Raw genomic sequence first — 26,063 nt, 5'->3', positions numbered from 1 at the left:
CGGGGGATTGGCGACCCGGTTCCCAGGTGACCCAGTAACTCAGGGCAAAGATCCATCAGCGCCCAAATTGCACGTCCGTGTCCCATTTCTCGAACCCCAAGCGCTGGTAGACCTTGATGGCGGGCGCGTTGTCACCCTCGACGTAGAGCATCACCTGCCGGGATCCAGTGTCGCGGAGATGACGCAATCCGGCCACCGTGAGTGACCGACCCAACCCGCCGCCCTGCGCGGCCGGATCGACGCCGACGACGTACACCTCGCCCATGCCGTCGGGGTGGACCTTGGTCCAGTGGAAGCCCAGCAGCCGGTCCGCGCCGTCCACGGCGAGGAAGAACCCGGCGGGGTCGAACCACTCCTCGTGCTCCTTGGCGCGCAGGTCCTGCTCGGTCATGCCGCCCTGTTCGGGGTGCCAGGAGAACGCCCGATGGTTGACCTCGACCACGGAGGGTTCGTCCTGGCCTGCCCGGAAGGTGCGGATCCGCACGCCTTCCGCGAGCTCCGGCTCGGGCAGCTCCGGGGTGGCGAGGTCCCGGCCCATCCGCCACAGCTCGCGGGGCCGGCTGAACCCGAAGCGCTCGGCCAGCCGCACCGCGCCGGGGTGCTCGCCGTGCGACCAGATCCGCAGGCGGCCCAGGTCGGGCGCGGGTTCCAGGGAGAGTTCGGCGCGGTCCAGCAGCGCCTCGACCAGGCGGGCGCCGACGCCCTTGCGGCGGTGGTCGGGGTGCACGGCCAGCTCGGCGACGAGCTGACCGGCGGTCTTCTCGTGCTCGGTGTCCAGGTGGGCGTACCCGATGAGGACGCTCCCGGCGTCGCGCACCACGAAGTGCTCGGAGCGCACGTCGGCCTGCACCGGCTCGATCTGGTGGATGACGTCGCGATGCGCCTTCAGGCGCAAGATCACGTGTTCGCCGACCGGGGCCACCCCGTCGGCCTGCTCGGTCTTGTCGAGCAGGGCCATGACCTCGGCCGCTTCACTGCTGTCCAGTCCGTTTCGCCAAGTCAGCTGCACGCCACAGACGTTACCCACGAACCTTGCGGATGACGCGAGCAGAACGCTAAGACTTGTCCGCGAACTCCTCTCACCGGGCGGTGCAGGTGCCGAAACCCCGCAGGAACATCACGTGACCGAGCTCCGCCGACGCCTGAACACCGCGGACGCGGTGACGATCGGGCTGACGGCCATGATCGGAGCGGGCCTGTTCAGCGCCTTCGCCCCGGCGGCGGCAGCGGCCGGATCGGCCCTGATCATCGGCCTGGTCATCGCGGCGATCATCGCGTTCTGCAACGCGAGCAGCTCGGCGGTCCTCGCGGCCCGCTACCCGACGGCGGGCGGCACCTACGTCTACGGCCGCGAACGGCTCGGCCCGTTCTGGGGCTACCTCGCGGGCTGGGGCTTCGTGCTCGGCAAGACGGCGTCGTGCGCGGCGATGGCCCTGACGGCCGCCGAGTACCTCGCCCCCGCCGCCGCCAAGCCCGTCGCCGCGGCGTTCGCCGCGGCTCTGGGCGCGGTGAACTACGTCGGCGTCACCCGCACCGCCAAGCTCGCTCGCATCCTGCTCGCGGTCACGCTCGCGGCGCTCGCGTGCACGCTGCTCGCGATCTGGCTCGGGGGTGCCTCGGCTGCCGCCTCGGCGTCCCCGCCGCCCGCGCCGCTGGGCGTCCTGCAGTCCGCCGGGCTGCTGTTCTTCGCGTTCGCGGGCTACGCCCGCATCGCGACGCTCGGGGAGGAGGTCCGCGATCCCCGGCGGACGATCCCGCGCGCGATCCCGATCGCGCTCGGGTTCGTGGTGTGCCTGTACTTCGTGGTGGCGGTTTCGCTGCTGGCGGCGCTCGGCCCTGCGGGGCTCGCGGCGTCGTCGGCTCCGCTGGCCGACGCGGTGCGCGCCGGTGGTTTGCCGCAGCTGGCGCCGGTCGCGGTGGTCGGCGCCGGGGTCGCCGCGCTCGGCTCGTTGCTCGCGCTGCTCGCCGGGGTGGGCCGGACGACGTTGGCGATGGCCCGGGAGCGCGATCTGCCCGCTCCGCTGGCGGCGGTGCATCCGCGCTTCGCGAGTCCGCACCGCGCGGAGCTGGTGATCATCGTGGCGGTCGTCGTGCTGGTGCTCGTCACGGATTTGCGCGGTGCGATCGGCTTTTCGTCGTTCGGGGTGCTGGTGTACTACGCGATCGCCAACGCTTCGGCGTTCACCTTGCCTCGCGACCAGCGCTGGTTCCCGCGTGCGCTCCCGGTGCTCGGCCTCGTCGGCTGCGTGGTTCTGGCCTTCGCGCTGCCGTGGGCGGCGGTGCTCAGCGGGCTCGCCTGCTTCGCGCTCGGCGCCGGCGTCTGGGCCTGGCGCCACCGCGCCCGCGCCTGACGCCGCCTCGATCACCTCGCGTGGTCGTCGTCATCCTGGGCGGGCGGAATTTCGCGAGAAATCGACCATCACTCGGCGAATGTCGATTTCTCGCGAAATTGCGCCCACACGGGTGAATCACCACCGAATGGTTCCGTGATGCGGAAGAGAAATTCACAGGCGTCCGGTTTTGCCTAAAATTGGACGCCCCAATTTTAGGCAAAATCGGGAGCCCTGCACTGGACGAAGATCAACAATTCGACCGGGGATTCGCCCGGAATGCGCGAAGGCGCCTCCGGCCGGATCGACCGGAGGCGCCATCGCGGGTGGATCAGTACGCGTCGACCGCCTCGCGCTCGATCGCTTCGAGCTCCGGGTGCACCTGCTCGGCCGCCCGCGCGGAGCCGCCGCGGCTCGGGCGGACGAACTTGTAGCCCACGTTGCGGACCGTGCCGATCATCGAGTCGTGCTCCGGGCCGAGCTTCGCGCGCAGCCGCCGCACGTGGACGTCGACGGTGCGGGTGCCACCGAAGAAGTCGTAGCCCCACACCTCCTGCAGCAGCTGGGCCCGGGTGAACACCCGGCCCGCGTGCTGGGCGAGGTACTTGAGCAGCTCGAACTCCTTGTAGGTGAGCTCCAGCGCCCGCCCCTTCAGCCGCGCGGTGTAGGTCGCTTCCTCGATCATCAGGTCACCGACGCTCAGCGAGCCGTCGCCGCCGGAGCCAGCGCTGGTGCGCCGCGACACCAGCAGCCGCAGGCGGGCGTCGATCTCAGCTGGGCCGGTCGTCGGCAGCAGGATCTCGTCCACGCCCCACTCGGCGCTGATCGTGATCAGCCCGCCCTCGTTCACCAGGGCGACCACCGGCACGTCGCCGGCCGCCAGCAGGCGGCACAGGTCGCGCGCGCCGACCAGGTCGTTGCGGGCGTCGACGATGATCACGTCGTGCGCGCCGCCGGAGAGGATGGCGCCTGGATCGGCGGGCAGGGTGCGGACCCGGTGCGGCAGCAGGGCCAGCGCCGGCAGCACCGCCTCGCACTCGGATTCGCTGGTAAGCAGGAGTAGTTCGGAGCTCATCAGAGGGGCCTCCGTCCCAAGGCGAGAAACACCGACGACCGGTGGGAGAGCGGCCATCCGCAATCGGGGGACGGCCCGGCGTCGTTGCCTGTGGATGGCAAGGAGAATAACCGAGATGCGGTGGAAAAACCCAGGTCCAACCGGCGGCATCACATTTGTGAACGCTGGACGACCATTTGTTACCGGCATGTGTCGGGTGCGTCACGTCACACTCACCGCCGCCGACGGCACGCCGCTTCGCGGGCACCTCTACCCCGGTCCGGGCCTGCCCGCGGACCTCGGTTTCGTGGTCGGCCACGGCTTCACCAACCACGTGCGCAAGCCCGCCGTGCGGCGGGTGCTGGAGCGGCTGGCGAGCCACGCCCCGGTGCTCGCGGTCGACTTCCGCGGGCACGGCCGCTCCGGCGGCCGCACCACCGTCGGGCCCGCCGAGGCGCTGGACATCGCGGCCGCCGTCGAGCGCCTCCGCGAGCTCGGCTGCCGCAAGGTGGTCACCGTCGGGTTCTCGCTGGGCGGCTCGGTGGTGCTGCGGCACGCGGCGCTGTCCACGCCGCCGGACGCGGTGATCTCGGTGAGCAGCCCGGCGCGCTGGTGGGTCCGCGAGACACCCGCGATGCGCAGGGTGCACTGGCTGCTCGAACAGCCGCACGGCCGCTGGAGCGCACGGCTGCTCGGCGTCCGCCTCGCCCCGCCCTGGCCGGACGTGCCGATCTCGCCGATCGAGGTGGCGTCGCGCATCCCGGTGCCGCTGCTGGTCGTGCACGGTGACCAGGACCATTACTTCCCGGTGGCCGACGCGCTGGCACTCAGCGAGGCGGGCGGCGGCGAGTTCTGGCTGGTCCCGGGCATGCGGCACGCCGAGAGCTCGACGAGCGCCGAGTTGGTGGACCGCATCGCCGGCTGGGCGGCCGATACAGTGGGGCCGCCCGATCGAGGTGGCCGCTGGACCCCGAAAGCCACGGCCTCCTGCCCCGACGAGAAACGGACCGTTCGGTGAAGAAGCTCGCCATCGCCCTCGTGATCATCGTCGGCCTCCTGGTGGGCGCCGACTTCGGCGCTGCCGCGATCGCCGAGTACCAGGTGTCGAAGCGGCTCGCCGAGCAGATGCAGCTCCGCGAGAACCCGGACGTGCGGATCAACGGGTTCCCGTTCCTCACCCAGGCCATCGCCGGGAACTACCGCGACGTGCAGGTGGCCGCCAACGCGGTGCAGGTCGGGCAGCTCAACGAGGTCGGCATCGAGGCCGACCTGCACGGCGCGCGGGTGTCCACCGCCGACGTGATCTCCGGCACCGCCGACCACATCACCGTCGACCAGCTGGTCGGCCGGGTGAAGCTGAAGGCCTCCGACATCGCGCGGCTGATCGGCATCCAGGACCTGACGATCGAGCCTGCTCCCAAGGACGCGCTGGCCGACGACGACGGCAACATCAGCAGCGCCGACGAGCAGCTCGCGGCGGGCACCGACGACACCAAGGCCGTGGTGCAGCTGGACGGCACCGTGAACATCGCGGGCTCCGACAACAAGGTGCGGGTCATCGCGGTCTTGTCCCTGGCCGACGACAAGATGAAGATCGAGCCGCGGAAGCTGGATCTGAACAACAGCGCGCTGGGCCGGATCGAGCTGCCGAAGCTGTTCGAGCAGTCGGTGCTCAAGCAGTTCAGCACCACCCTCGACCCGGGGATGCTGCCGTTCGAGATCAAGCCGACCGCGGTGCGCGTCGAGCGGGGCGCGCTGGTCATCGAGGGCATCGCCGAGAACGTCACCATCAACGCCGGCGGGGTGCGCACGGGGTGAACGCGGGTACCTGGGCACTGCTGATCGCCGTCGCCGTCGCCGCGGTGTTCGGCCTGGTGTGGCGGGCCCGGGAAGGCAAGGTGCGCACCGGGACCGGCGGCGAGGAGAGCATGTACGACAAGCTTCCCGAGGGCCTGCGGCAACGGCTCGCCGACGCCCCGGACACCGGCGCGAAGGTGACGCTGCTGCAGCTGTCCACCACGTTCTGCGCACCCTGCCGGCACACCCGCATCCTGCTGTCCGACTTCGTCGGGCGCACCGAGGGCGTGCGCCACGTGGAGGTCGACCTCACGGACCACCCGGAGTGGTCGACGCCGCTGCGGGTGCACCGCACCCCGACGACGCTCGTGCTCGACGGCGCGGGCCGGGAGCTGTTCCGCGTCGGAGGCGTCCCGCGCCGCGACGAACTCGCCACCGCCCTGCAACCCCACCTCGCGTGACCTCTGGGCTGCCTGAGCAGCCCATACGACTCACTACCCTGGTGCCAACCGGCGCGAAGCCGAACGCTGTCCGTCGAAAGCGGCCGCAAGCGGCGCAGCCGCTTAGCCCACCCTCGCAACTTGCACCGCCGCGGGTTCTCAGACGGTGCCCACCCCGTCGGGGTTCTTGGCGAGGACAGCCCCGATGCCATGAAATGGGCATACATAAGTCGGGGATCCCACAGTCCAGACGGCGGCCGTAATTCCCGCAGGGGGCCGCCACCGGCACCGCCACGCAAAACGAGCCTGGAAATCCATCCCTGCCGTCTCACCCTGTGAACGACCTTCCCGCCGATCGGTCTAGCCGGTAACCTCCGGTCCGTGCATGTACTGCTGACCCGGAGGCGCGCGGTGGATCTTTGCCGCGTGGGTAGCAGCCTGTGTTGCGGGCACTGACCGGGCGGTAGTACGTCTTGCACATCGCACGGCCGCGCGCGGCTGGGGTGTGCTCCCGAAACCGCCTGACGGACTCGGCAGTCGAAGTCCACTGAGTCAGGAGGCCCCATGCCCGCCGCAACGCTCGACCCGCGTGGCGTCCGCTTCACCGCCGCGATGACCAGCGTGATCCTCGCGCTCGGGCTGGTCACCGCGAGTTGGCGGGTGCTCGCAGCACAGATGGTGCTGTTCGGGATGTGCGCGTTCCTCGGAATGCGGCTCAACCCGTGGGGTTACGTGTTCCGGCAGGCAGTGCGACCGCGCCTCGCGCCCATCGATCCGGCCGAACGCGAAGAACCGGCACCGGTCCGGTTCTCCCAGGGGGTCGGTTTCGCCTTCGCGCTGGTGGCCACCGTCGGCTACGCCGCCGAGTGGACGACGCTGGGCCTCGTGGCGAACGCGTTCGCCTTGGTGGCGGCGCTGCTCAACGCGGTGTTCGGCTACTGCCTCGGCTGCCAGATGTACCTGTTGCTCCGGCGCGTCACGCCCGTCGGGGCGTCCGCATCAGACACCCGCTGAACCACCGAAGATCAACGAAGGAGTCGCTCGATGAGCCGCGCAGAGGTCCTGGTTTCCACCGAGTGGGCCGAACAGAACCTGAACACCGCCGGCGTGGTGTTCGCCGAGGTGGACGAGGACACCACCGCCTACGACGGCGGGCACATCCCGGGCGCCATCAAGCTGGACTGGAAGAACGAGCTCCAGGACCACGTCCGCCGCGACTTCGTCAACCGCGAGGGCTTCGAGAAGCTGCTGTCCGCCAAGGGAATCAGCAACGACGACACGGTGATCCTGTACGGCGGCAACAACAACTGGTTCGCCGCGTACGCGTACTGGTACTTCAAGCTGTACGGGCACGGTGACGTCAAGCTGCTCGACGGCGGCCGCAAGAAGTGGGAGCTCGACGGCCGCGAGCTGACCAAGGACGACCCGAACAAGGCCGCGACCACCTACCAGGCGCAGGAGCCGGACACCTCGATCCGCGCGTTCCGCGACGAGGTCGTGGACGCCATCGGCAACAAGAACCTGGTCGACGTCCGCTCGCCCGACGAGTTCGCGGGCAAGCTGCTGGCCCCGGCGCACCTGCCGCAGGAGTCGGCGCAGCGTGCCGGGCACATCCCGTCGGCGATCAACGTGCCGTGGAGCAAGGCCGCGAACGAGGACGGCACCTTCAAGTCCGACGACGAGCTGACCGAGATCTACCAGGGCGCCGGGCTCGACACGTCGAAGGACACCATCGCCTACTGCCGGATCGGCGAGCGCTCCTCGCACACCTGGTTCGTGCTCCGCGAGCTGCTGGGCAACGCCAACGTCAAGAACTACGACGGCTCGTGGACCGAGTACGGCTCGCTGGTCGGCGTCCCGATCGAAAACCCGGCCGAAGCAGCCAAGAACTGAACAACTGTTTCCAGGTAAGGAGAGTTGAGCATGAGCGGATGCGGAGCGCCGCAGCAGTCGGGCACGGCGGTCGCCGAGGACACCGACCAGGTCATCGTGACGGGCAAGGTTCGGGCCGGCAGCGAGCCGGTCGGCGGGGCTTTCGTCCGCCTGCTGGACTCCTCGGGCGAGTTCACGGCGGAGGTCGTCTCCTCGCCGGAGGGTGACTTCACCTTCTACGCCGCGCCGGGCGACTGGACGGTCCGGGCCCTCCACCGCGAGGGCAACGGCCAGGCCGCGGTCACCACCAGCGGACCGGGCGTGCACGCGGTGGACATCGCCATCGCCTGAGTTCTTCCCGAAACGAGGACGCCCCGCACCGGTCCGGTGCGGGGCGTCCTTCGTTCGTGATCGTCCACTGTGGTCAGCGGGCGGACTTGGACCGGAGGAGGGCGAAGGCCCGCTCGTCGCGGTCCTGGGAACGCGGGTCGGAGTCCTCCTGGCAGCCGACCGTCGTGAAGTCCACGACCTCCCAGCCGGTGCGGTCGAACAGCCGCCGCAGGCCCGCCTCGCTGAAGATCCAGAAGTTCGTCGCGTCGTTGTTGGCCTCGGCCGGGTCCAGCAGGTACGCCACCGGCAGGTGCTGGATCCGGGTGCCGTCCGGCGCGACCTGCGCGACCCGGGTCGACACGAAGCACAGGTCGGCGCGCTTGGCCAGCTCCTCCAGCACGAAGTACGGGTTCTTCAGGTGGTAGAGCAGGCCGAGGAAGAACACCGCGCCGTAGTGCTCGGCGGGCAGCCGGAACTGCGCGTCCAAGTCGATCTCGTGCACCTGCACGCCGGAGTCCAGCTCCTCGACGAGCCGCCGCGCGCCGCGCAGCCCGTTGAAGTTCGTCGGCGCGTTGTCGACCACGTCCACCTGGCAGCCCAGCTCGGCCTCCAGGAAGAAGCCGAAGTCGCCGTCGGCCGCGCCGATGTCCGCGATGCGGGTGCCCGCGATCCGGTCGAACACCGAGCGCTGCTCGCCGGTCAGCAGCGCGTCCAGGTGGAAGATGTTCGCCATCGTGTCGTACGGGTACCAGCCGAAGTCGGCCGGCGCGATCTTGTCCTTGCGCGCCAGCAGATCCTCGCGGAAGGCCAGCGCGCGCTCGCGCAACGTCTCGAAGTCCATGTGATCCCCGTCCCTGCTGTCGGCTCGGCGCAGTTCGGCGCGGTATCCGCCCGCAGATCATGCCCGACGCCACACTCCGGACGGGCGCTGCGGTGGTTATCCTTTGCGCGTGGAACTTATCGACTTCCTGCACTACGGTCTCGTCACCCTCGTCGGGCTCGCCGCGGTGGCCACCATCTGGTTCGCCTGCTACGTGGTGTACCGCCTGCACAGCGACTGATCCGGGGCTCCCGGTAATCTCGACGCGATGACTGCTACGCCGAACGAACCACAGCGCGGCAGCGGCGACGCCGCGGTCGCCGCGGCCGAGGAGCGCGCCAAGCTGACCCGGGGCCGCAACGTCCCGGAGTACGACGACCTGCCCGGTATCGGCGACACCGCCAACCTGCGGATGGGTCCGTCGCTGAACGACGCCTGCCTCGCGCTGCTGCCGCTGGTCGGCGTGTGGCGCGGCGAGGGCGAGGCGTCGCACCCGTCGCTCGACGAGTCGTACTGGTTCGTCCAGCAGGTGACCATCGCGCACGACGGCCGCCCGTTCCTGACCTACGAGAGCCGCGCGTGGCGGCTCGACGGCGAGGGCGGCAAGGTCGTCGCGCCCGCGTTCCGCGAGGTGGGCTTCTGGCGCCCCCAGGCGGACGACACCATCGAGCTGATGGTCCTGCACGAGACCGGCGTCGCCGAGATGTTCTTCGGCAAGCCGCAGGGCCAGACCACCTGGCACTTCGGCACCGACGCGGTCCTGCGTACTCCGACCAGCGAAGACGTCACCGCGGCCACCCGGCTCTACGGCGTCGTGGAAGGCTCGCTGGCCTACGTCGAGGAGCGGGCCACCTCGGAGCACGAGCTGCAGCCGCGCCTGTCCGCGAAGCTCGACCGCGTCGTCGGCTGACTCGCCTGTTTCTGTCGGTCCCCCCGGGTAGGTTCAAGCCAGCTGACCGACGAACCCGAGGCAGGCAGAGCATGACCAGCACTCTCACCGGCGAGCGCGCCGACATCCTGGAACTCCTGCGGGCGCACCGCGGATTCCTGCGGCACACGGTGCAGAACCTCACCGACGAGCAGGCCCGCCTGCGGCCGACCAAGAGCGAGCTGTACCTCGGCGGGCTGATCAAGCACGTGACCGAGGTCGAGCGGAGCTGGGCCGACTTCATCCGCAACGGCCGCAAGTTCGACGCCTACGACGAGGCGGCGTTCGCCGAGCAGGCGGCGACCTTCCACCCGACCGACGAGGAAACGCTGGAATCGCTGCTGGCGGAGTACGCGGCGGTGGCGGAGCGGACCGACGAGATCGTCGCGAGCCTGCCGGACCTGGACCTCTCCCACCTCCTGCCGGACGCTCCCTGGCAGGAGGAGAAGGGCCAGCGCTGGACGGTGCGCCGGGCGCTCCTGCACGTCGTGGCGGAGACCGCCCAGCACGCGGGCCACGCCGACATCATCCGCGAGACCATCGACGGCCAGAAGACCATGGGCTGACCTGGCGGAACCGCAATTTCCATTGAGGTTTTTCCAACCTCGATTTGCGTGGCGGTGCGGGTGGCGGAACCTCAGAGGCTCCCTGGCCTGTGGGTGCCCCTCCTGATGTATGTCCAATACACGGCGGAGGGGCCGTCCTCGCCGAGGGAACCCCGAAGGGGTGGGCACCGTGAACCCGCGGAGGTGCAAGCGTCGTAGGTGGGTTATGCGCCTGCGGCGCATGCGACACCCCATCGACGTGCACCTTTGCGGCCCGCGACTGCGGGCCGACCAGGATGAAAAACGCTCAATGGAAATTGCGGGAGTTATCCACAGGTGACGGTGTCGTTGATCAGTAGTTGGACTCGTAGAGGCGGTTGATCTCGGCGTGCAGGTCGGCGTCGGTCTTGACCGCGGTGCCGTCGATGGTGTGCACCTGCGTCATCAGCCGGATGCTCGACGCCAGCCACACGCCGTCGCTCTCGAACAGCGCCGAGGTCGGGAACTTCGCCACCTCGGTCTTCCAGCCCGCCTCCTCCGCGGCGCGGAACAGCGCGCCCTGGGTGGTGCCCTTGAGGATGCCCGAGCTGGGCGGCGTGGTCAGCAGCGTGCGGCCCTGCGCGATGACGACCGTCGAGGTCGGCCCCTCCAGGACCGAACCGTCGGTGGCGGTGAAGATCACCTCGTCCGCGCCGCGCGACTCGGCCTCCCGCATCGCGGCCATGTTCACCGCGTACGACAGGGTCTTCGCGGACAGCAGCAGCCAGGGCGCGCGGTCCATCAGGTCCGGCGCGTAGCCCCGCTCCAGCGTCACCGCCGCGACGCCCTCGGCGCGCTTGCGCAGCGTGTCCGGACCGATCTGCATGCCCATCGCGAAGCCGTTGGGGGTGCCGTCGCCGCCGTCGACGCCGCGGGTGCACACGAGCTTCAGCGCCATCTGCGGGTCGGTGTCCCACGGCCAGTTGTCGATGACCGTCTGCACGACGCGTTCCCACGCGGCGCGCTCGGGCAGCCGCATCTGCATCAGGCCGGCGGAGCGCTCCAGCCGGTCGAGGTGTGGCCCGAGCTCCCTCGGCTTCCGGTCGGCGACCAGGATCGTCTCGAAGATGCCGTCGCCGCGCATCACGCCGAGGTCGTCGGCGCGGAACAGCGGCGCCTCCGGATCAACGAGGGTCCCGTCCAAAAGTGCCAGTACGCGCATGCCGGAAGCCTAGAACCTCCGCGCCGCCGGCAACGGCCGCCCCGCGCACACAACCGGCAACACCACCCGCACCGCTCAACGAGCCGATCCGAGCATTCCGGCGCGGAGTTACGATCGAAGGGACTTCAAGCGCGCCGAGCACAGGAGCGGGCATTGAGCGACCAGGGATCGCTGCGCAGCACCTTGCACCAACGCGGCATGCGGATGACACCGCAGCGCCAGCTGGTGCTGGACGCGGTGCGCGAGCTCGGGCACGCGACGCCGGAGCAGGTCTGCCGGCGCGTGCAGGGCACCGCATCGACGGTCAACATCACGACGATCTACCGCGCCCTGGACCTGCTCGAGGAGCTGGGCCTGGTGCGGCACACGCATCTGGGGCACGGCGCGCCGACCTACTCCGCCGAGGAGCACGAGCACGTCCACCTGGCGTGCCACCGCTGCGGGACCATCGACGAGGTCTCGACCGACCTGCTGGACGACCTGTGCCGCGACCTGCTCGCGCGGTTCGGGTTCGCCCTGGACGCCACCCATCTGGCCCTGTCCGGCACGTGCCGGAACTGCCGCAACGCCGACGCCGCCGAGGAGCGCCGATGAGCTCACCCCTGTTGGACCTGCCGGGTGCGGTGCCCGCGCCGGAGGATGCGGAGGACGCCGGCGTGCCCTGGCACTTCGGCGACCCGTTCGCCGAGCAGCGGTCGGCGACCCGCTCCGCGGTGCTGGTCGACCGCTCGCACCGGCAGGTCATCGCGGTGCCCGGCGAGGAACGGCTGAGCTGGCTGCATCTGGTGCTCTCGCAGCACCTGACGGAGCTGCCGGACGGGCAGGGCACCGAGGCGCTGGTGCTGGACAGCCAGGGCCGCGTCGATTGCCACGTGCTCGTCGCGCACCACGAAGGCGTCGTCTACCTGGACGCCGATGCGGGGGCCCAGGCCACCAGCGCGTTGCCGACGATGGGCGTGGACGGCAGGCAGTCGCTGCTGGAGTACCTCGACGCCATGCGTTTCTGGTCCAAAGTGGAGCCTCGGGACGCGAGCGAGGAATTCGCGGTGCTGACCGCGATCGGCCCGGACGCGGGCGGCATCCTCGCCCAGTTCGCGCCGGTGCCGTCCAAACCGTACGAGGTGAAATCCCTGCCCGGCGGCGGTTTCAGCCGCTACGTGCCGTTCCGCGCGCTGCCCACCATCGACCTCGTGGTGCCGCGCGCATCGCTGGTGGAGTGGTGGACGAAGCTGACCGATGCCGGCATCCGGCCCTCCGGCACGCTCGCCTTCGAGGCCCTGCGGGTGGAGGCGCTGCGGCCGCGGGTCGGGCTGGACACCGACGAGCGCGCGATCCCGCACGAGCTCGGCTGGGTGCACGTGGCGGCGCACGTGGCCAAGGGCTGCTACCGCGGCCAGGAAACCGTCGCCAAGGTGCACAACGTCGGCAAGCCGCCGCGGCGGATGGTGCTGCTGCACCTGGACGGTTCGGCGGAGATCCTGCCGGAGACCGGTGATCCGGTGTGGCTCGGCGAGCGCAAGGTCGGCCGGGTGGGCAGCGTGGTGCAGCACCACGAGCTCGGGCCGGTGGCGCTGGCGCTGCTCAAGCGGTCGGCGCCGGTGGACGGCGAGCTGGTCGCCGGCGATCCGGAGCAGGATCGCGCGGTGGCGGCCGCGGTGGATCCCGACTCGGTGCCGCCGGACACCGGCGAGCCGCCGGGGCGGATCGCGGCCCAGGGGCTGCGCGGCCGGTAGTTGACGAGGCGGGTATGTCTGGAGGCGCTGTCCCGCGCGTGATCCAACGCGGCGGGAAAGCACCGTTGTTGAAACAACATCACCCGAACTGTTGGCGAACTGCACCGAATTGCCGGAGGATGGCCACGTGATCGAAGTCCGCCCGGGTGGACGGCGCCGAATCGACAGGGTCCTGGCCCCGGACTACACCAGCGATATCGAACAGCGCACGCTCGGCGAGGTGCGCGCGTTGCGGGACGAAGCGGCGCAGGAGGAAACGGATCTCTCCTACCTGCGCCGGGTGCTGCATGCGCGGATCGACATCGTGCGCGCCGAGCAGCGGCGGCGCCGCGAGGGCGGCTCCGCCTCGGTCGTCGAGCAGCTGGTGAACATCCTGTCGGACAACGCCGTCGGGCCGGCGGCCGGTTCCGGCCGCCACCAGACGACCGAGCCGTCGCGGGCCGAGGCGCACCGCAGGCACGTCGAGGCGCTGATCTCCGACGTCGACCTCTCGGACGTGATGTCGTTGTCGGAGGCCAAGCTCGACCAGGCCCTCGGCGCCTACACCGCGGAGGAGGACTCGGTGTCCCGGCGCCGCCGGGAGGTGCAGGGCGTGGTGGACCGGTTGAACGCGGACATCGCCCGCCGCTACCGCGAGGGCGCGGCATCCGTGGACGACCGGCTCGCGGAGGAACGCGACCGGCGCTGAACCCCTTTCGTCCCCAGTAGACGTCCCAGCCCGCGGGTGATTGATCCGGATCAATCACCCGCGGGCTTCTCATTTCCTTCCCAACTGGTGTTTCCTCGGAGTACGCTCACATATTGGTACTGATCTCCCATATTTTGAGATGGATGTCATGACTGCGCAGCCGGACACGTACACCCACGGACACCACGAGAGCGTGCTGCGGTCGCACCGCTGGCGGACCGCCGGGAACTCCGCCGCCTACCTGATCCCGCACCTGCGGCCGAGCACCCGCGTGCTCGACATCGGCTGCGGGCCGGGCACCATCACGCTGGACTTCGCCGCCCTGGTCGGCCCCGGCGAGGTGCTGGGCATCGACAACGTCGACGAGCCGCTGGAGATCGCCCGCGCCGGCGCCGCCGAACGCGGCCTGGACAACATCGCCTTCGCCAACGCGGACGTCTACGGCCTGCCCTACGCCGACGACTCCTTCGACGTCGTGCACGCGCACCAGGTGCTGCAGCACCTGACCGATCCGCCTGCGGCGCTTCGGGAAATGCGGCGCGTGTGCAAGCCGGGCGGCGTCGTGGCGGCCCGCGACGCGGACTACGGCGGCATGCGCTGGTCGCCGGACAACCCGGGCCTGGACCGCTGGCTGGAGCTCTACCGGCAGGTGGCGCAGAGCAACCAGGCCTTCCCCGACGGGGGCCGGTACCTCAAGACCTGGGCGCTGGAGGCGGGCTTCGAGGACATCACGTGCACGGCGTCGGCGTGGTGCTTCGCAGCGCCAGAAGAGCGCTCCTGGTGGGGAAACCTGTGGGCGGACCGAATCCGCCGGTCGTCCTTCGCCGAGCAGGCCCTCGGGCGCGGCCTGACGACGCGCGAGGAGCTGGAAGAACTGGCATCGGCCTGGCACGCCTGGATCGACGCCGAGGACGGCTGGTTCGCCGTCCTGAACGGCGAGATCACCTGCCGCCCCTGACTCGCCCAAGCACGAGCCGTGAGCGTTTTGGGGTGTTGTGGCGCCCCGAAACGCTCACGGCCCCGCTAAGCACCCGTAGCGCCGCCGCAAGAGGCGCGTGGCGCATCAGTCGTCAGTTGTGGCGTTCGCGGGCCGCGAATTCCGCCCAGAAGTCCCGCAAGGTCTCGTAGTGGGTCGCGACGTCTTCGGCGTCGTCGGCTTCCATCGCGTCGACGATCGCGTGCACGTCCTCCGCCGACGTGTCGGCGTCCAGATCGCTGGACGTCATCAGCTGCACCAGGCCGCCGTAGTCCAGCTCCACCGCCGAATGCGGGTGGAAGCGCTCCAGCCAGCGGCCGGTCTCCCGCAGGATCCGGGTCGGCCCTTCCTCCCCGATGGACTTCCGGCCGATCGAGTGCGCCCGGGCGACCCGGCGCCGCGCGTCGGCCATCGCCGCCCGCCAGCACACCCGGCGCCGGCCCGGCTCGGTGAACACGCAGCGCTCCGCCGGATCGATCAGCACGAACCACGGCAGCGGGACGGTCCAGGTGGACGACAGCACGTGCACCCCGCCGCCCGCGAGCTCGCTGACCACCGCGGTGGCGCGCACCTTGGCCTTCTCCGCGGGCACCTGCAGCGCCGCGGTCCGCAGCGGGACCTCCGCGTCGCCCAGGAAGCCGACCAGCGCCGCGGCGGATCGCCCGCGCAGGTCCAGCGGGCAGACCAGCGGACCCGGCCCCACCGTGGCCGCCGGCGCGCTCGGCACGTCCGCCGGATCGAGCACCAGCACGTCGCCGATGCCCGCGACCGCACCGTCGGCGGTCTCGCCGGGCAGCAGCCGGGGCGGCGAGGCGAGCTGGCTGCGCAGCCAGACGTCCTGCTCCCGCAGCCCGGCGTCGAACGGGTCGACCGGCCCCTGCGCGACGGCCGCCTCGAGCTCCTCGCGCAGCGGCGAGTCGAAGGCCGTCAGGGGCTCGTACACCCTCAGGTAGGCGACGAACGGCTCTGGCACAGCGAGCATCGTGTCATGCGCCCCGGGACCGCCTGCGGCTGGCTCTCCGGGCAGGGAAAACAGGTGCGGGAAGGGCGTTCGGAGGGGGAGAGTTGGACGTCACCCAAGACACGGGCACTCAGTCATGGCACCACGTCGCGTTCAACCGCCTCGACACGGTACGGTAGTTACAGGAAAAGTTGTCGAGATCATGCGGGGCCGACATTCCCCTGTCCGCCCCGCAACCCTGTGCGAGGGGGTCGAGCCATGGGGCGCGGCCGGGCTAAGGCCAAGCAGACGAAGGTGGCCCGCGAGCTGAAGTACAGTTCCCCGTCCATGGACATAGAGGCGTTGCAGCGCGAGCTGTCCGTCTCGGAGTCCGGCGAGTGGTCCCGTGAGGACCGCGATGACTCGCGCGACGATGGGTACGACGACTACGACTACGACCGACGTTGAAGCACTTCTCCACGAGGGCAGCGGTTGAAAGCTGTTCGCTCGACGGCGAGGTACGTCGGAGTCGTTCGTCTGACCCGATGTCAAGGAGCGGGTGGGGTTGACGAGTTCGCAAGTCCCACATAGGAGGAGCACCGTGAGTGGCGTTGCCGGGTTCACCGGCGACGCCACTCACGTCTGTGTGCTGCCGTCCGAAAAGGCCTGAGCGAAAAGGCGAACGCACGCGCGGAAGTCCGGCGGGCAAGACGGAGCCGGCGCGCGCGGGCCGCCTCTCGGCGGGTGGCGCTACTGGGCTCCAGCCGAACGGTATTCCCAGCAGGCGATAGTTGGAGCCCGGGGGCACGCGCGCACGCCGGCACTCGTTTCAACGACCGAGACCCCATCGGGATTCCCGGTCGTGATCACACGTTTCGGGCGCGGCCCGGGACAGAACCCGAACCGCGCCCGTGAACGCGCTCGATCTTTGAAGCGGCGAAGCCGCTTAGCCCACCTGCGCAACCGGCACCACCGCGGGTTCTCAGAGGTCTTCTCGCGAGGACAGCCCCGACGTGGTGAATTGGTCATTCATGATGTCGGGGATCCCACAGCGACAAGACTCCTGAGGTTCCGCCACCCGCACCGCCACGCAGAACGCGTTTGGAAAACAGGCTAGAAACGCGGGTGGTTGCCGCGGAGAACCACTCGGTCCTCTTCGTTCGTGCCTTCGACCGTTGGCTGCTTGGCGATATCGCCCAGCACCCAGGCCGGCACGTGGCGAGCCGTGAGCACCGCGAGGGCGCGGTCCACGTCCTCGGCCGTCACCACCGCGACCATGCCGATGCCCATGTTGAAGGTGCGCTCCATCTCGTCGGCCTCGACGCGGCCGCGCTGGGCGATCAGCCGGAACACCGGGTCCGGCGTCCAGCTGCCCCGGTCCAGCGTCGCGGTCAGCCCCGACGGGATCACCCGCGCCAGGTTCTGCGCCAGCCCGCCGCCGGTGACGTGCGCGAAGGTCCGCACGCCCGCCTCCGCCGCCAGCGCCATGCAGTCCTTTGCGTAGATCCGGGTCGGTTCGAGCAGCTCCTCGCCGAGGGTCCGGCCGAACTCCTCGACGTGGCCCTCCAGCGGCATCCGGGCGATGTCCAGCAGCACGTGCCGGGCCAGCGAGTAGCCGTTGGAGTGCAGGCCCGACGAGCCCATCGCGATCACCACGTCGCCCGGGCGGACCTTGTCCGGGCCGAGCATCGCGTCCGCCTCGACCACGCCGACGCCGGTGGCCGAGATGTCGTACTCGCCGGGCGCCATCATGCCGGGGTGCTCGGCGGTCTCCCCGCCCAGCAGCGCGCAGCCGGCCTGCACGCAGCCCTCCGAGATGCCCTTGACCAGGTCGGCGATCCGCTCCGGCACGACCTTGCCGACCGCGATGTAGTCCTGCAGGAACAGCGGCTCGGCGCCGCACACCACCAGGTCGTCCACCACCATCGCGACCAGGTCGATGCCGACCGTGTCGTGCAAGTCCATGGCCTGCGCGACCGCGAGCTTGGTGCCCACGCCGTCCGTGGAGGAGGCCAGCACCGGCTCCTTCCAGCGGTCGAGCTTGAGCTGGAACAGTCCGGCGAAGCCGCCGAGCGAGCCGATCACCTCCGGCCGGGTCGCGCGCTTCGCCCACGGGCGCATCTTCTCGACCGCCTCGTCACCGGCCTCGATGCTCACGCCAGCGGCGGCGTAGGTGGCTTTCGGACTACCGGTCTGGGCAGACCCTGCGAGCAGGTCTTCGGACACGACTGGCTCCACATCTTGGTGCGAGTTTGCGATTCGCCGGACGCGCATGTGTAGCACGGACAACGCTACGCGCCGATGGCGAACCCGGGTGCGGGAACGGTGCGATTCTCAGGGCCGCTGGAGCGCGTCGGCCGCGCCGTAGCTGCTCGGCAGCACCGGTTCGGCCGGTCCCGCGATACCGCGTTCGGCCTGGTTGAGGCCCTCCAGCAGGTACTTGCCGATCCGGGCGTCCTCCGGCAGCGGGATCGGGTAGTCGCCGTCGAAGCAGGCCGCGCACAGCCGGGTGCGGGGCTGCTCGGTGGCGGCGACGAGCCCGTCCAGCGAGACGTGGCCGAGGCTGTCCGCGCCGATCGAGCGGCGCACCCCGTCCATGTCCAGGCCGTTGGCGACCAGCTCAGCGCGGGAGGCGAAGTCGATGCCGTAGAAGCACGGCCACTTCACCGGCGGCGAAGCGATCCGGACGTGCACCTCGATCGCGCCGGCCTCGCGGAGCATCCGGACCAGGGCGCGCTGGGTGTTGCCGCGGACGATCGAGTCGTCCACCACGACCAGGCGCTTGCCGCGGATCACCTCGCGCAGCGGGTTCAGCTTGAGCCGGATGCCGAGCTGGCGGATGGTCTGCGACGGCTGGATGAAGGTCCGGCCGACGTAGGAGTTCTTCACCAGGCCGTTGCCGTAGGGGATGCCGGAGGCCTGCGCGTAGCCGATCGCCGCGGGCGTGCCCGACTCGGGCACCGGGATCACGAGGTCGGCGTCGACCGGGTGCTCCTTGGCCAGCCGGCGGCCGATCTCGACGCGGGTGCCGTGCACCGAGCGGCCGGAGATCGTGGTGTCCGGGCGGGCCAGGTAGACGTACTCGAAGATGCAGCCCTTCGGCTTCGGGCTGGCGAAGTGCTGGGAGCGCAGCCCGTCCCCGTCGATGGCGATCAGTTCGCCGGGCTCGACCTCGCGGACGAACGACGCGCCGACGATGTCCAGCGCGGCCGTCTCGCTGGCCACCACCCAGCCGCGTTCCAGCCGGCCGAGCACCAGCGGGCGGACGCCCTGCGGGTCGCGCACGGCGTAGAGCGTCTGCTCGTCGCAGAAGACCATCGAGAACGCGCCGCGGACCGTCGGGAACAGCTCCATCGCGGCCTGTTCAAGACCCTTGTCCACGGCGAGCGCGGCCAGCAGGCCGGTCACCAGGTCGGAGTCGCTGGTGGCCCGCTCGCAGCCGTTGGCCGGCGAGGACGTGTTGGCCGTGGTGTCGAGGCCTTCGGCGACGACCCGTTCCAGCAGCTCGGCCGTGTTGACCAGGTTCCCGTTGTGACCCAGGGCCAGGCCACTGCCGGTGACCGTGGTGCGGAAGGTCGGCTGGGCGTTCTCCCAGCTGCCGCCGCCGGTCGTCGAGTACCGGGCGTGCCCGACGGCGACGTGGCCGCGCAGCGACGCCAGGGTCTGTTCGGTGAAGACCTGGCTGACCAGGCCCAGATCCTTGTAGACGAGCACCTGCGAGCCATCGCCGACGGCGATGCCGGCGGCCTCCTGGCCACGGTGCTGGAGGGCGAAGATCCCGTAGAAGCTGAGCTTGGCGACTTCTTCGCCGGGTGCCCAGACGCCGAAGACGCCGCATTCCTCGCGGGGGATGTCGCGCTCAAGGCTGGAGAGATCCGTTGGGGTACTTGCGTTTGCCGGTTCGGGCCGGTCGGTGACCACCGAGAACTCCCTGGAGGACGAAGCCGGAGTTACACCTCAGTGTAAACAGGTGGCAACCGGCCCAACTCCGCCCCGATGCGTGTCCGCCATCTCATCCGCGGTTCGCCATCGACGCGACGTGCAGGTTCGGTCACGGCTCGTCGATCCGGACCAGCGGAAGCCACTGCGAAACGTCCGAGCGGGAGCCGGAGGCGGTGAGCTCGCCGCGCTCCACGGCGGCGGCCCAGTCGAGCCGCCCGGTCGCCAGCAGCAACCAGGTGCGCGGGTCGGTCTCGACGACGTTGGGCGGCGTGCCACGGGTGTGCCGCGGGCCGGTGACGCACTGCACGGCCGCGAACGGCGGCACCCGAACCTCGACGCTGTTGCCGGGCGCGACCTGCTCCAACGTCCGCAGGCTCAACCGCACGGCGGCGGCGAGCTCGGCCCGGGCGGGCTTCTGCGCCGCGTCGTCCAGCCAAGACCGAACGGCCAGCACGGCATCGCGCATTTCCTGGGGATCAACGGCACGGCGACTGGGCATGCCCAAAGCCTACGAACGCACCCGACACCCAAACCCCTGACTCCAGACCCGGACTCCAGGCACTCCGACTCCAGGCACCCTGACTCCAGACCCGGACTCCAGGCACTCCGACTCCAGGCACCCTGACTCCAGACCCGGACTCCGAACTCCCGGCACCGGGCACGGCCCTCCTCCGGACCAGGGACACGCAATTGAAATTGCGGAAGTTGTCCACAGGCGTCGGCATGTCGGGGTGCGACACGCCGATGATCCGCAGTTTCAATTGAAACTGCGGATCACCCCGGGCTCAGAGCCAGCCGAGCTTGACCGCTTGCATCCCTGCCTGGAAGCGGGTTTCCACGCCGAGCCGCGAGATCAGCTCACGCACCCGGCGGTGTGCCGTGCGCGCGCTGAAGCCCATCAGCCTGCCGATCGTGTCGTCCGTGGCGCCGGAGGCGAGCAGCGACAGGATCCACCGCTCCTCCTCCGTCGGCTGGAGCTCGTGTCCCGACAGGTCCTGGTCCGCGGTGAACGGCGCCGCGAAGCGCCACAGGTCTTCGAAGATCCTGGCTATCGCCGCCAGCATCGCCGAGCTGCGCACCACCACGGCGCTCTCCACCGAGGTCTCGCTCACCGTCAGCGGCAGCAGCGCGATCTCGTTGTCCACCATGATCAGCTTCGTCGGCGCCATGTGGATCACCCGCGCCTGCTCGCCCATCGCGACCAGCTTGGTGGTGATGTCCAGCTGCGGCGGGCGCGCCAGCGCGGACCGGTCGTAAAGCACTTGGTACTGGACGCCCTCGGCGAGCTTGCGCGACTCCAGCGAGTCCAGCGGACCCGTCGTCACGTACGGCGGCTTCGCCACGCCCTGGACCAGCTGCGTCGCGTTGCGCTGCAGCTCGTACGCGGCCCAGCCGACCCGCTTGGCCCCGTGCACGACCTGCAGCACGCCGCCGTTGCCCGACTGGGCCCGGGCGGCGCGCGTCACCGACGCGACCTGCGCCCGAACCGCCCGCTCGGTCAGCGGCTCGGTCGTGGCGGTCTCCCTGGCCGGCTCGTCCACCGCAGTCGGCGACTGCGTCAGTTCCTCGGTGTATCCGGGTAGCACGGCACACCCCTCCTCGATGTGCCCCCAGCAGTACCGATTCGACACCGGCACCGCGACGGACACTGAAACACCCCCGTGTTGGCAACGTATCCACCGGGAACGACCGCTGGAACCGACTTTCGCCGGATGCAGTGGATCGACCTTTGATTGACCCCTTTTGGCCGCGTCCCCAGATCCCCCGGATGGAGCAATAGACGTCGAGTCGCCAAGCAGCGGGAAAGGCTCCCGCGCGGCTCGACGTCAAGCGCGGACGGGCCCTTCCTGGCGATCCAGGAAGGGCCCGCGTGTCGCACTGCTACCGGATCAGAGGTCGCCGATCTGCAGCAGGTCGGCGATGGTGCCGTCCGGAGCGCTCTGGATCACGCCCTTCGAGGCCTGACCCTGCAGCCCGGAGATCACGTCCGCGGGCTTCGCGTCGGGGTTGGCCTGCAGGTACAGCGCGCCGACGCCGGCCACGTGCGGGCTGGCCATCGAGGTGCCGCTCATCGTCTCGGTGCCACCGCCGGGCACGGTCGACACGATGTCCACGCCGGGGGCGTAGCCCTCGACGCTGGCGCCGAAGTTGGTGAACTCGGCGGAGCCGTCGGCATTGTCCGAGGCAGCGGTGGTGAACACACCTTCCGCGCTGGCCGGGGACACGTTCTCGGCGTCCTGACTTTCATTACCGGCCGCCACCGCGAGGAAGACACCGCTGTTGACCAGGTTGGTCGCGGCCTCGTCCAGCGCCGGGTCCTTCGGGCCGCCCAGCGACATGTTCGCCACCGACGGGCCGGAGTGGTTCTGCGCGACCCAGTCGATGCCGGACACGACCTGCTCGGTGGTGCCGCTGCCCTGGTCGTCGAGCACGCGGACGCCGACGAGCTTGGCGCCCTTGGCGACACCGTAGGTCTCGCTGCCGATGGTGCCGGCGACGTGGGTGCCGTGGCCGTGCTTGTCGGAGCCGTCGCCACCGGTGGCGTCGAAGCCGATCTCGGCGCGCCCGCCGAAGTCGGGGTGCGACGGGTCGATGCCGGTGTCGATGATGTAGGCGGTGACGCCCTCACCGGTGCCCTTGGGGGCGTAGCTGTCGTCCAGCGGGAGGTCCGGCTGGTCGATCCGGTCCAGGCCCCACGAGCTGACCGCTTCCTTCTTCGACGGCTCGACCTGGATGCGGTAGCTCTGCGAGATGTTCTCGACCTTGCCGCTGGCGCGGACGGTCTCGAGCGCCTCCGGGCTCAGCTTCGCCGAGAACCCGTTGATCGCGGTGTTGTAGACGATGCGCGGCTGAACGCCGAGCTCTTCAGCGACGCCCTGCGGGGCGATGCCGTCCTTGAGGTTGACGATGTAGACGTCCGACTCCGCGCCCTGCACCTGTGCCTGCGGGTGCAGCGCCAGCGGCGCCAACTCGATCTGCGGCTGCGCGCCTGCCGGTGCACCGGCGAACACGAGCGCGGCGGCGGCAACCCCTGCCCCGGTGCCGTACAGCAGCTTCCTCATGTGTCCCCTCCTACGTTCATTCGCTCGGGTGGGGCCGAGCGAAAGGCGGTTCGCAGCGGAACGTAACCAGGGAAAACACTCGTCCGGGTGATGTTGGCGATTTGTCGCCACACAATCGGGCGGTGGGGTGAACGAATTCCCATCTCTGGAAGGCCTACCGGGAATGAGCAGGTAAAACCGCGCCCGCCGGGTTTTCCGGCGGGCGCGGTGATTTGTTCTTTAAAGCCTGTTTTGAGCGATTCAGGTGGCCGCGACCCAGCGTCGCAGGCGGAGGCGAACGGCCTCGACGTACTCGGGTTCGACCTCGGCGACCTCGTCGATCGACTCGGCGCCGTCGGGGGCGACGCCGTAGGTCATGCCGTAGTAGAGGTACAGCGCGCGCTCCTGCTCCAGCGGGAGATCGCCCTGCAGCAGGCTGACCCGCGGCGCGCGCCGGACGGCGTCCTTGTCGACCGCGATGGTGAGCGTGTCGCCGTCGAACGCCGCGCCCTCCAGCGGCACGAAGCTCTCGTTCGTCCCGAAAAGTCCAGTTTGGACGGTGATCCAAGCCGGCTGTTCGGTGTCGTCGTCGATGAACAACTGGCCGACGATGCCGATCCGCTGGCCCTCCGGATCGAAGACCTCGCACCCGAACATCCGCAACGCTTCCCGCTGGCCGATCATCGCCGCCTCCTACCCCTCGCCCTCCCAGGCCAGTTTGCGCCCGAAAGGGTCGCGGCGGCACCTCGGAATGGCTGGTTCGCCGACCGTCCACCGAGTACTCCGCCGGGGCTGGCACCCTCGGGGGCGAGCTCCGGCACTCCCGCCGGGGCCCGAACAGACCTACGGAGCTCCGATGTCCCAGCCCGCCGACCGTCCCGCCCCGCCGATCAGCGCCGAAATGCGGGAGCACGCCAAGCAGAACCCCAACAGCTGGCTGTACATCGCCGATCCCGGCTACGCCGCCGAAGGCGAGGAGGTCCCGCCGGAGGGCATCGTGGGCGCCTACCGCATCGACGCCGACGGCGAGATCGACGAGGACTTCCAGTTCAACGACAAGTACGAGCCGTCCGAGATGACGGCGAACCAGCTGGAACCCGCCAACGAGCTGGAACAGGTGCTGGTGCAGATCGCCTCCGGCCAGCTGCCGGAGTCCGAGCTGCCCGCGGCGGTGCTCGACGGCGAGGTGCTGCTCTACGCGCCGAGCGCGGACGACCCGATGCTCTACACCGCGGAGCTCTCCGATGGCAGCCAGCTGGTGCCGGCCTGCACCTCGGCCGCCCGGGTTCCCGCGGACTGGCCGGGATTCCGCCGGGTGCCCGGGGCCGCGCTGCCGGACCTGCTGGGCGGGCTCGACCTGGGGCTGAACATGCACGACGCGATCCAGGCTGTGATCCCGAACCGGGTCCTCACCGAGGCCGCCGAGCAGCGCGGCTGAGACCGGTGGCCGGGGCCGGGCGACGTGCCTAGCCTCGGCAGTGTGACGGGCGATCAAGGGCCAGGGCTCATCGAGGACTACGCCCTGCTGTCCGACCTCCGCACGGCGGCGCTGGTCGGCAAGGACGGGTCGATCGATTGGCTCTGCCTGCCCCGCTTCGACGCGCCGTCGTGCTTCGCCCGCCTGCTCGGCGACGGGCGGGACGGCCACTGGCAGATCGCGCCGACCGCGCCGGTGCAGGAGGTCCGCCGCCGGTACCGGGACAACTCCCTGGTGCTGGAGACGGAGTTCCGCACCGACGCCGGGGCGATCCGGTTGATCGACTGCATGCCGCCGCACGAGAAGAACCAGCACGACCAGCCCTGCCTGGTGCGGATCGTCGAAGGCCTCGACGGCGAGGTGGACATCAAGCTCCGCTGGGTGGTCCGCTTCGCCTACGGCGACGCGGTGCCCTGGGTGCGCCGGGTGCGCGAAACCGAGCCGGTGCTGGACGAGTACATCCTCGCCGTCGCCGGCCCGCACACCGCGGTGCTGCGCGGCGACGTCCTGCCGCAGCGCGCCGAGCACGAGCGGGCGCACGAGCTGGTGCGCACGGTGCGCGCCGGGCAGCGGCTGTCCTGGGTGATGCAGTGGTCGCCGGACGTGCGGGACCTGCCCGCGCCGATGGATCCGGAGCAGGAAACCCAGGACAGCGAGGACTTCTGGCGGGAGTGGACCGGGAAGATCAGCTACGACGGGCCGCACTCGGCCGCGGTGTTCCGGTCGCTGGCCACCCTCAAGGCGCTGACCTACGCGCCGACCGGCGGCGTCATCGCCGCGCCGACCAGCTCGCTGCCGGAAGCCCTGCCGGGCAACCGGAACTGGGACTACCGCTACTGCTGGCTGCGCGACGCCACCCTCGTCCTGCTGGCGCTGGAGAACTTCGGCTGCTCCGAGGAGGCCGCGGCGTGGCGCGACTGGCTGGTGCGCGCGGTCGCCGGCGATCCGGCCGACCTGCAGATCATGTACGGCGTCAACGGCGAGCGGCACATGGTGGAGTGGGAGGCCGACTGGCTGCCCGGCTACCGCGGCACCGGGCCGGTGCGGATCGGCAACGCCGCCTTCCGGCAGATCCAGCTCGACGTCTACGGCGAGGTGCTGGACATGCTGCACCTGGCCCGCGAGCGCGGGCTGCCGGAGAGCGAGGAGACCTGGGCGTTGCAGCGCGGCATGCTGCGGCACCTGGAGAAGATCTGGCAGCAGCCGGATCGAGGGCTGTGGGAGGTGCGCGGCCCGGACCGCCACTTCACGCATTCGCGGGTGATGGTCTGGGTGGCGTTCGACCGGGCCGTCCGCGCCGTGGAGGAGGACGGGCTGCCGGGGCCGGTGCAGCGGTGGCGGACGATCCGCGACACGGTGCACGCGGAGGTCCTGGAGCGGGGCTGGAACCCGGAGATCGGCGCGTTCACGCAGTACTACGGCGGGACGGCGCTGGACGCGGCGACGCTGCTGATGCCGTCGGTCGGGTTCCTGCCCGGCGACGACGAGCGGGTGGTGCGCACCGTCGAGGCGGTGCAGCGCGAGCTGCAGCACGACGGGGTGCTGGTCGACCGGTACAGCACCGGTGATCGGCGCAGCGAGGTCGACGGGTTGACCGGGCGGGAGGGCGCGTTCCTGGCCTGCTCGTTCTGGCTGGTCGACGCGCTGGCCTACGGCGGGCGGCGCGCGGAGGCGGAGCGGATGTTCGCCGAGCTGGTGGGCCTGACCAACGACGTCGGCCTGTACGCGGAGGAGTACGACGGCGCGAACGGCCGGTTCACCGGCAACTTCCCGCAGGCCTTCAGCCACCTGGCGCTGGTGAACTCGGCGGCGATCCTCTTCGGCGGCATCACCCGGGACCGCAAGAGCCGCCGCAACGGCCCCCGCACGACCACCTGAGCCCCGCACCTCGTGCAGTTTCAATTGAAACTGCACACCTGGTTTCCACTGAAACCGGATCCCAGTTTCAA

At 70.3% G+C, this 26,063-nt stretch carries 28 protein-coding genes; 17 read left to right on the top strand and 11 right to left on the bottom strand.

The features are described 5' to 3' along the window. Positions 1 to 55 precede the first annotated feature (55 nt). Positions 56 to 1,009, bottom strand: a complete 954-nt coding sequence (gene mshD, locus BLW84_RS10390; RefSeq protein WP_425441704.1) for a mycothiol synthase — start codon at positions 1,007 to 1,009, stop codon at positions 56 to 58. Positions 1,010 to 1,121: 112 nt separating this feature from the next. Here mshD and BLW84_RS10385 point away from each other — a divergent pair, with 112 nt between their 5' ends. Then, positions 1,122 to 2,351 (top strand): APC family permease, encoded by a 1,230-nt coding sequence (locus tag BLW84_RS10385; protein ID WP_093264203.1) that lies wholly within the window; start codon positions 1,122 to 1,124, stop codon positions 2,349 to 2,351. 310 nt (positions 2,352 to 2,661) lie between these two features. On the opposite strand, the gene BLW84_RS10380 is transcribed toward BLW84_RS10385, so the two are convergent. After that, a complete protein-coding gene (locus tag BLW84_RS10380) occupies positions 2,662 to 3,405 on the bottom strand; it encodes a winged helix-turn-helix transcriptional regulator (RefSeq protein ID WP_093264201.1) in 744 nt (247 codons plus the stop codon). Between the two features lie 187 nt (positions 3,406 to 3,592). Between BLW84_RS10380 and BLW84_RS10375 the strand changes: the two genes are divergently transcribed. From BLW84_RS10375 to BLW84_RS10350, 7 genes are all read left to right on the top strand, one after another. After that, complete coding sequence (locus tag BLW84_RS10375) at positions 3,593 to 4,402, top strand: alpha/beta hydrolase (protein ID WP_093264198.1); 810 nt, start codon at positions 3,593 to 3,595, stop codon at positions 4,400 to 4,402. Next, positions 4,399 to 5,202, top strand: a complete 804-nt coding sequence (locus BLW84_RS10370; protein ID WP_093264195.1) for an LmeA family phospholipid-binding protein — start codon at positions 4,399 to 4,401, stop codon at positions 5,200 to 5,202. The genes BLW84_RS10375 and BLW84_RS10370 overlap by 4 nt, the downstream gene beginning before the upstream one ends. Further along, entirely contained in the window at positions 5,199 to 5,642 is a 444-nt protein-coding gene (locus BLW84_RS10365) for a TlpA family protein disulfide reductase (RefSeq protein ID WP_093264193.1), read from the top strand. The genes BLW84_RS10370 and BLW84_RS10365 overlap by 4 nt, the downstream gene beginning before the upstream one ends. A 360-nt stretch (positions 5,643 to 6,002) precedes the next feature. Further along, a complete protein-coding gene (locus BLW84_RS50285; RefSeq protein WP_350945149.1) occupies positions 6,003 to 6,077 on the top strand; it encodes a putative leader peptide in 75 nt (24 codons plus the stop codon). Between the two features lie 108 nt (positions 6,078 to 6,185). Further along, positions 6,186 to 6,635, top strand: coding sequence for a DUF4395 domain-containing protein (locus BLW84_RS10360; RefSeq protein ID WP_093264190.1), 450 nt, complete (start codon positions 6,186 to 6,188; stop codon positions 6,633 to 6,635). A gap of 30 nt (positions 6,636 to 6,665) precedes the next feature. Further along, positions 6,666 to 7,514 carry a sulfurtransferase gene (locus BLW84_RS10355; RefSeq protein WP_093264187.1) on the top strand — a complete coding sequence of 283 codons (849 nt, stop codon included), beginning with the start codon at positions 6,666 to 6,668 and terminating at the stop codon, positions 7,512 to 7,514. 30 nt (positions 7,515 to 7,544) lie between these two features. Further along, the gene (locus BLW84_RS10350; protein WP_093264184.1) at positions 7,545 to 7,844 is read left to right on the top strand and encodes a DUF1416 domain-containing protein; all 300 of its coding nucleotides are present in this window, start codon (positions 7,545 to 7,547) and stop codon (positions 7,842 to 7,844) included. 73 nt (positions 7,845 to 7,917) lie between these two features. Here BLW84_RS10350 and BLW84_RS10345 read toward each other — a convergent pair whose 3' ends face one another. Beyond that, positions 7,918 to 8,664: a class I SAM-dependent methyltransferase gene (locus BLW84_RS10345; protein ID WP_093264181.1), complete on the bottom strand. Its 747-nt coding sequence runs from the start codon at positions 8,662 to 8,664 to the stop codon at positions 7,918 to 7,920. A 247-nt stretch (positions 8,665 to 8,911) separates the two neighbouring features. On the opposite strand from BLW84_RS10345, the gene BLW84_RS10340 reads away from it, so the two are divergent. Together BLW84_RS10340 and BLW84_RS10335 are read left to right on the top strand one after the other, a co-directional pair. After that, the gene (locus BLW84_RS10340) at positions 8,912 to 9,553 is read left to right on the top strand and encodes a heme-binding beta-barrel domain-containing protein (protein WP_093264178.1); all 642 of its coding nucleotides are present in this window, start codon (positions 8,912 to 8,914) and stop codon (positions 9,551 to 9,553) included. Positions 9,554 to 9,624: 71 nt separating this feature from the next. Next, positions 9,625 to 10,137 carry a DinB family protein gene (locus tag BLW84_RS10335; RefSeq protein ID WP_093264175.1) on the top strand — a complete coding sequence of 171 codons (513 nt, stop codon included), beginning with the start codon at positions 9,625 to 9,627 and terminating at the stop codon, positions 10,135 to 10,137. 331 nt (positions 10,138 to 10,468) lie between these two features. Here the strand turns inward: BLW84_RS10335 and BLW84_RS10330 are convergent, their stop codons facing one another. Beyond that, a complete protein-coding gene (locus tag BLW84_RS10330; RefSeq protein ID WP_093264172.1) occupies positions 10,469 to 11,317 on the bottom strand; it encodes an aminodeoxychorismate lyase in 849 nt (282 codons plus the stop codon). Positions 11,318 to 11,470: 153 nt separating this feature from the next. On the opposite strand from BLW84_RS10330, the gene BLW84_RS10325 reads away from it, so the two are divergent. From BLW84_RS10325 to BLW84_RS10310, 4 genes are all read left to right on the top strand, one after another. After that, entirely contained in the window at positions 11,471 to 11,911 is a 441-nt protein-coding gene (locus BLW84_RS10325) for a Fur family transcriptional regulator (protein ID WP_093264169.1), read from the top strand. Beyond that, positions 11,908 to 13,050 (top strand): CAF17-like 4Fe-4S cluster assembly/insertion protein YgfZ, encoded by a 1,143-nt coding sequence (ygfZ, locus tag BLW84_RS10320; protein ID WP_093264166.1) that lies wholly within the window; start codon positions 11,908 to 11,910, stop codon positions 13,048 to 13,050. The genes BLW84_RS10325 and ygfZ overlap by 4 nt, the downstream gene beginning before the upstream one ends. 127 nt (positions 13,051 to 13,177) lie before the next feature. Then, positions 13,178 to 13,738, top strand: coding sequence for an RsiG family protein (locus tag BLW84_RS10315; protein ID WP_093264163.1), 561 nt, complete (start codon positions 13,178 to 13,180; stop codon positions 13,736 to 13,738). 148 nt (positions 13,739 to 13,886) lie between these two features. Continuing rightward, complete coding sequence (locus BLW84_RS10310) at positions 13,887 to 14,696, top strand: methyltransferase domain-containing protein (RefSeq protein WP_093264162.1); 810 nt, start codon at positions 13,887 to 13,889, stop codon at positions 14,694 to 14,696. Positions 14,697 to 14,808: 112 nt separating this feature from the next. Here BLW84_RS10310 and BLW84_RS10305 read toward each other — a convergent pair whose 3' ends face one another. Continuing rightward, positions 14,809 to 15,696: a DUF8083 family protein gene (locus tag BLW84_RS10305; RefSeq protein WP_363908797.1), complete on the bottom strand. Its 888-nt coding sequence runs from the start codon at positions 15,694 to 15,696 to the stop codon at positions 14,809 to 14,811. Between the two features lie 237 nt (positions 15,697 to 15,933). Between BLW84_RS10305 and BLW84_RS10300 the strand changes: the two genes are divergently transcribed. Then, entirely contained in the window at positions 15,934 to 16,122 is a 189-nt protein-coding gene (locus BLW84_RS10300; RefSeq protein WP_093264158.1) for a DUF3073 domain-containing protein, read from the top strand. Positions 16,123 to 16,767: 645 nt separating this feature from the next. Here BLW84_RS10300 and purM read toward each other — a convergent pair. The 6 genes from purM to BLW84_RS10270 form a co-directional block, all read right to left on the bottom strand. Next, complete coding sequence (purM, locus tag BLW84_RS10295) at positions 16,768 to 17,880, bottom strand: phosphoribosylformylglycinamidine cyclo-ligase (RefSeq protein ID WP_093264155.1); 1,113 nt, start codon at positions 17,878 to 17,880, stop codon at positions 16,768 to 16,770. A 108-nt stretch (positions 17,881 to 17,988) separates the two neighbouring features. Continuing rightward, positions 17,989 to 19,575, bottom strand: coding sequence for an amidophosphoribosyltransferase (purF, locus tag BLW84_RS10290; protein ID WP_425441703.1), 1,587 nt, complete (start codon positions 19,573 to 19,575; stop codon positions 17,989 to 17,991). 130 nt (positions 19,576 to 19,705) lie between these two features. Continuing rightward, positions 19,706 to 20,095 (bottom strand): sterol carrier family protein, encoded by a 390-nt coding sequence (locus BLW84_RS10285; protein ID WP_093264354.1) that lies wholly within the window; start codon positions 20,093 to 20,095, stop codon positions 19,706 to 19,708. A gap of 286 nt (positions 20,096 to 20,381) precedes the next feature. Next, positions 20,382 to 21,245 carry a helix-turn-helix domain-containing protein gene (locus BLW84_RS10280; RefSeq protein WP_245761052.1) on the bottom strand — a complete coding sequence of 288 codons (864 nt, stop codon included), beginning with the start codon at positions 21,243 to 21,245 and terminating at the stop codon, positions 20,382 to 20,384. Between the two features lie 240 nt (positions 21,246 to 21,485). Continuing rightward, the gene (locus BLW84_RS49855; protein WP_093264153.1) at positions 21,486 to 22,658 is read right to left on the bottom strand and encodes a S8 family peptidase; all 1,173 of its coding nucleotides are present in this window, start codon (positions 22,656 to 22,658) and stop codon (positions 21,486 to 21,488) included. A gap of 240 nt (positions 22,659 to 22,898) precedes the next feature. After that, positions 22,899 to 23,321, bottom strand: a complete 423-nt coding sequence (locus BLW84_RS10270; protein WP_093264150.1) for a PRC-barrel domain-containing protein — start codon at positions 23,319 to 23,321, stop codon at positions 22,899 to 22,901. 172 nt (positions 23,322 to 23,493) lie between these two features. Here BLW84_RS10270 and BLW84_RS10265 point away from each other — a divergent pair, with 172 nt between their 5' ends. After that, entirely contained in the window at positions 23,494 to 24,075 is a 582-nt protein-coding gene (locus BLW84_RS10265) for a type VII secretion system-associated protein (RefSeq protein WP_093264149.1), read from the top strand. A gap of 42 nt (positions 24,076 to 24,117) precedes the next feature. Next, positions 24,118 to 25,992 (top strand): glycoside hydrolase family 15 protein, encoded by a 1,875-nt coding sequence (locus BLW84_RS10260; RefSeq protein WP_093264146.1) that lies wholly within the window; start codon positions 24,118 to 24,120, stop codon positions 25,990 to 25,992. Positions 25,993 to 26,063: the final 71 nt, after the last annotated feature.

The organism is Saccharopolyspora shandongensis (genome assembly GCF_900106995.1).
In the GTDB taxonomy this organism is placed as follows: Bacteria; Actinomycetota; Actinomycetes; order Mycobacteriales; family Pseudonocardiaceae; genus Saccharopolyspora; species Saccharopolyspora shandongensis.
The sequence above is the reverse complement of the archived record's forward strand: the minus strand, read 5'-3'. Positions and strand labels throughout refer to the sequence as shown.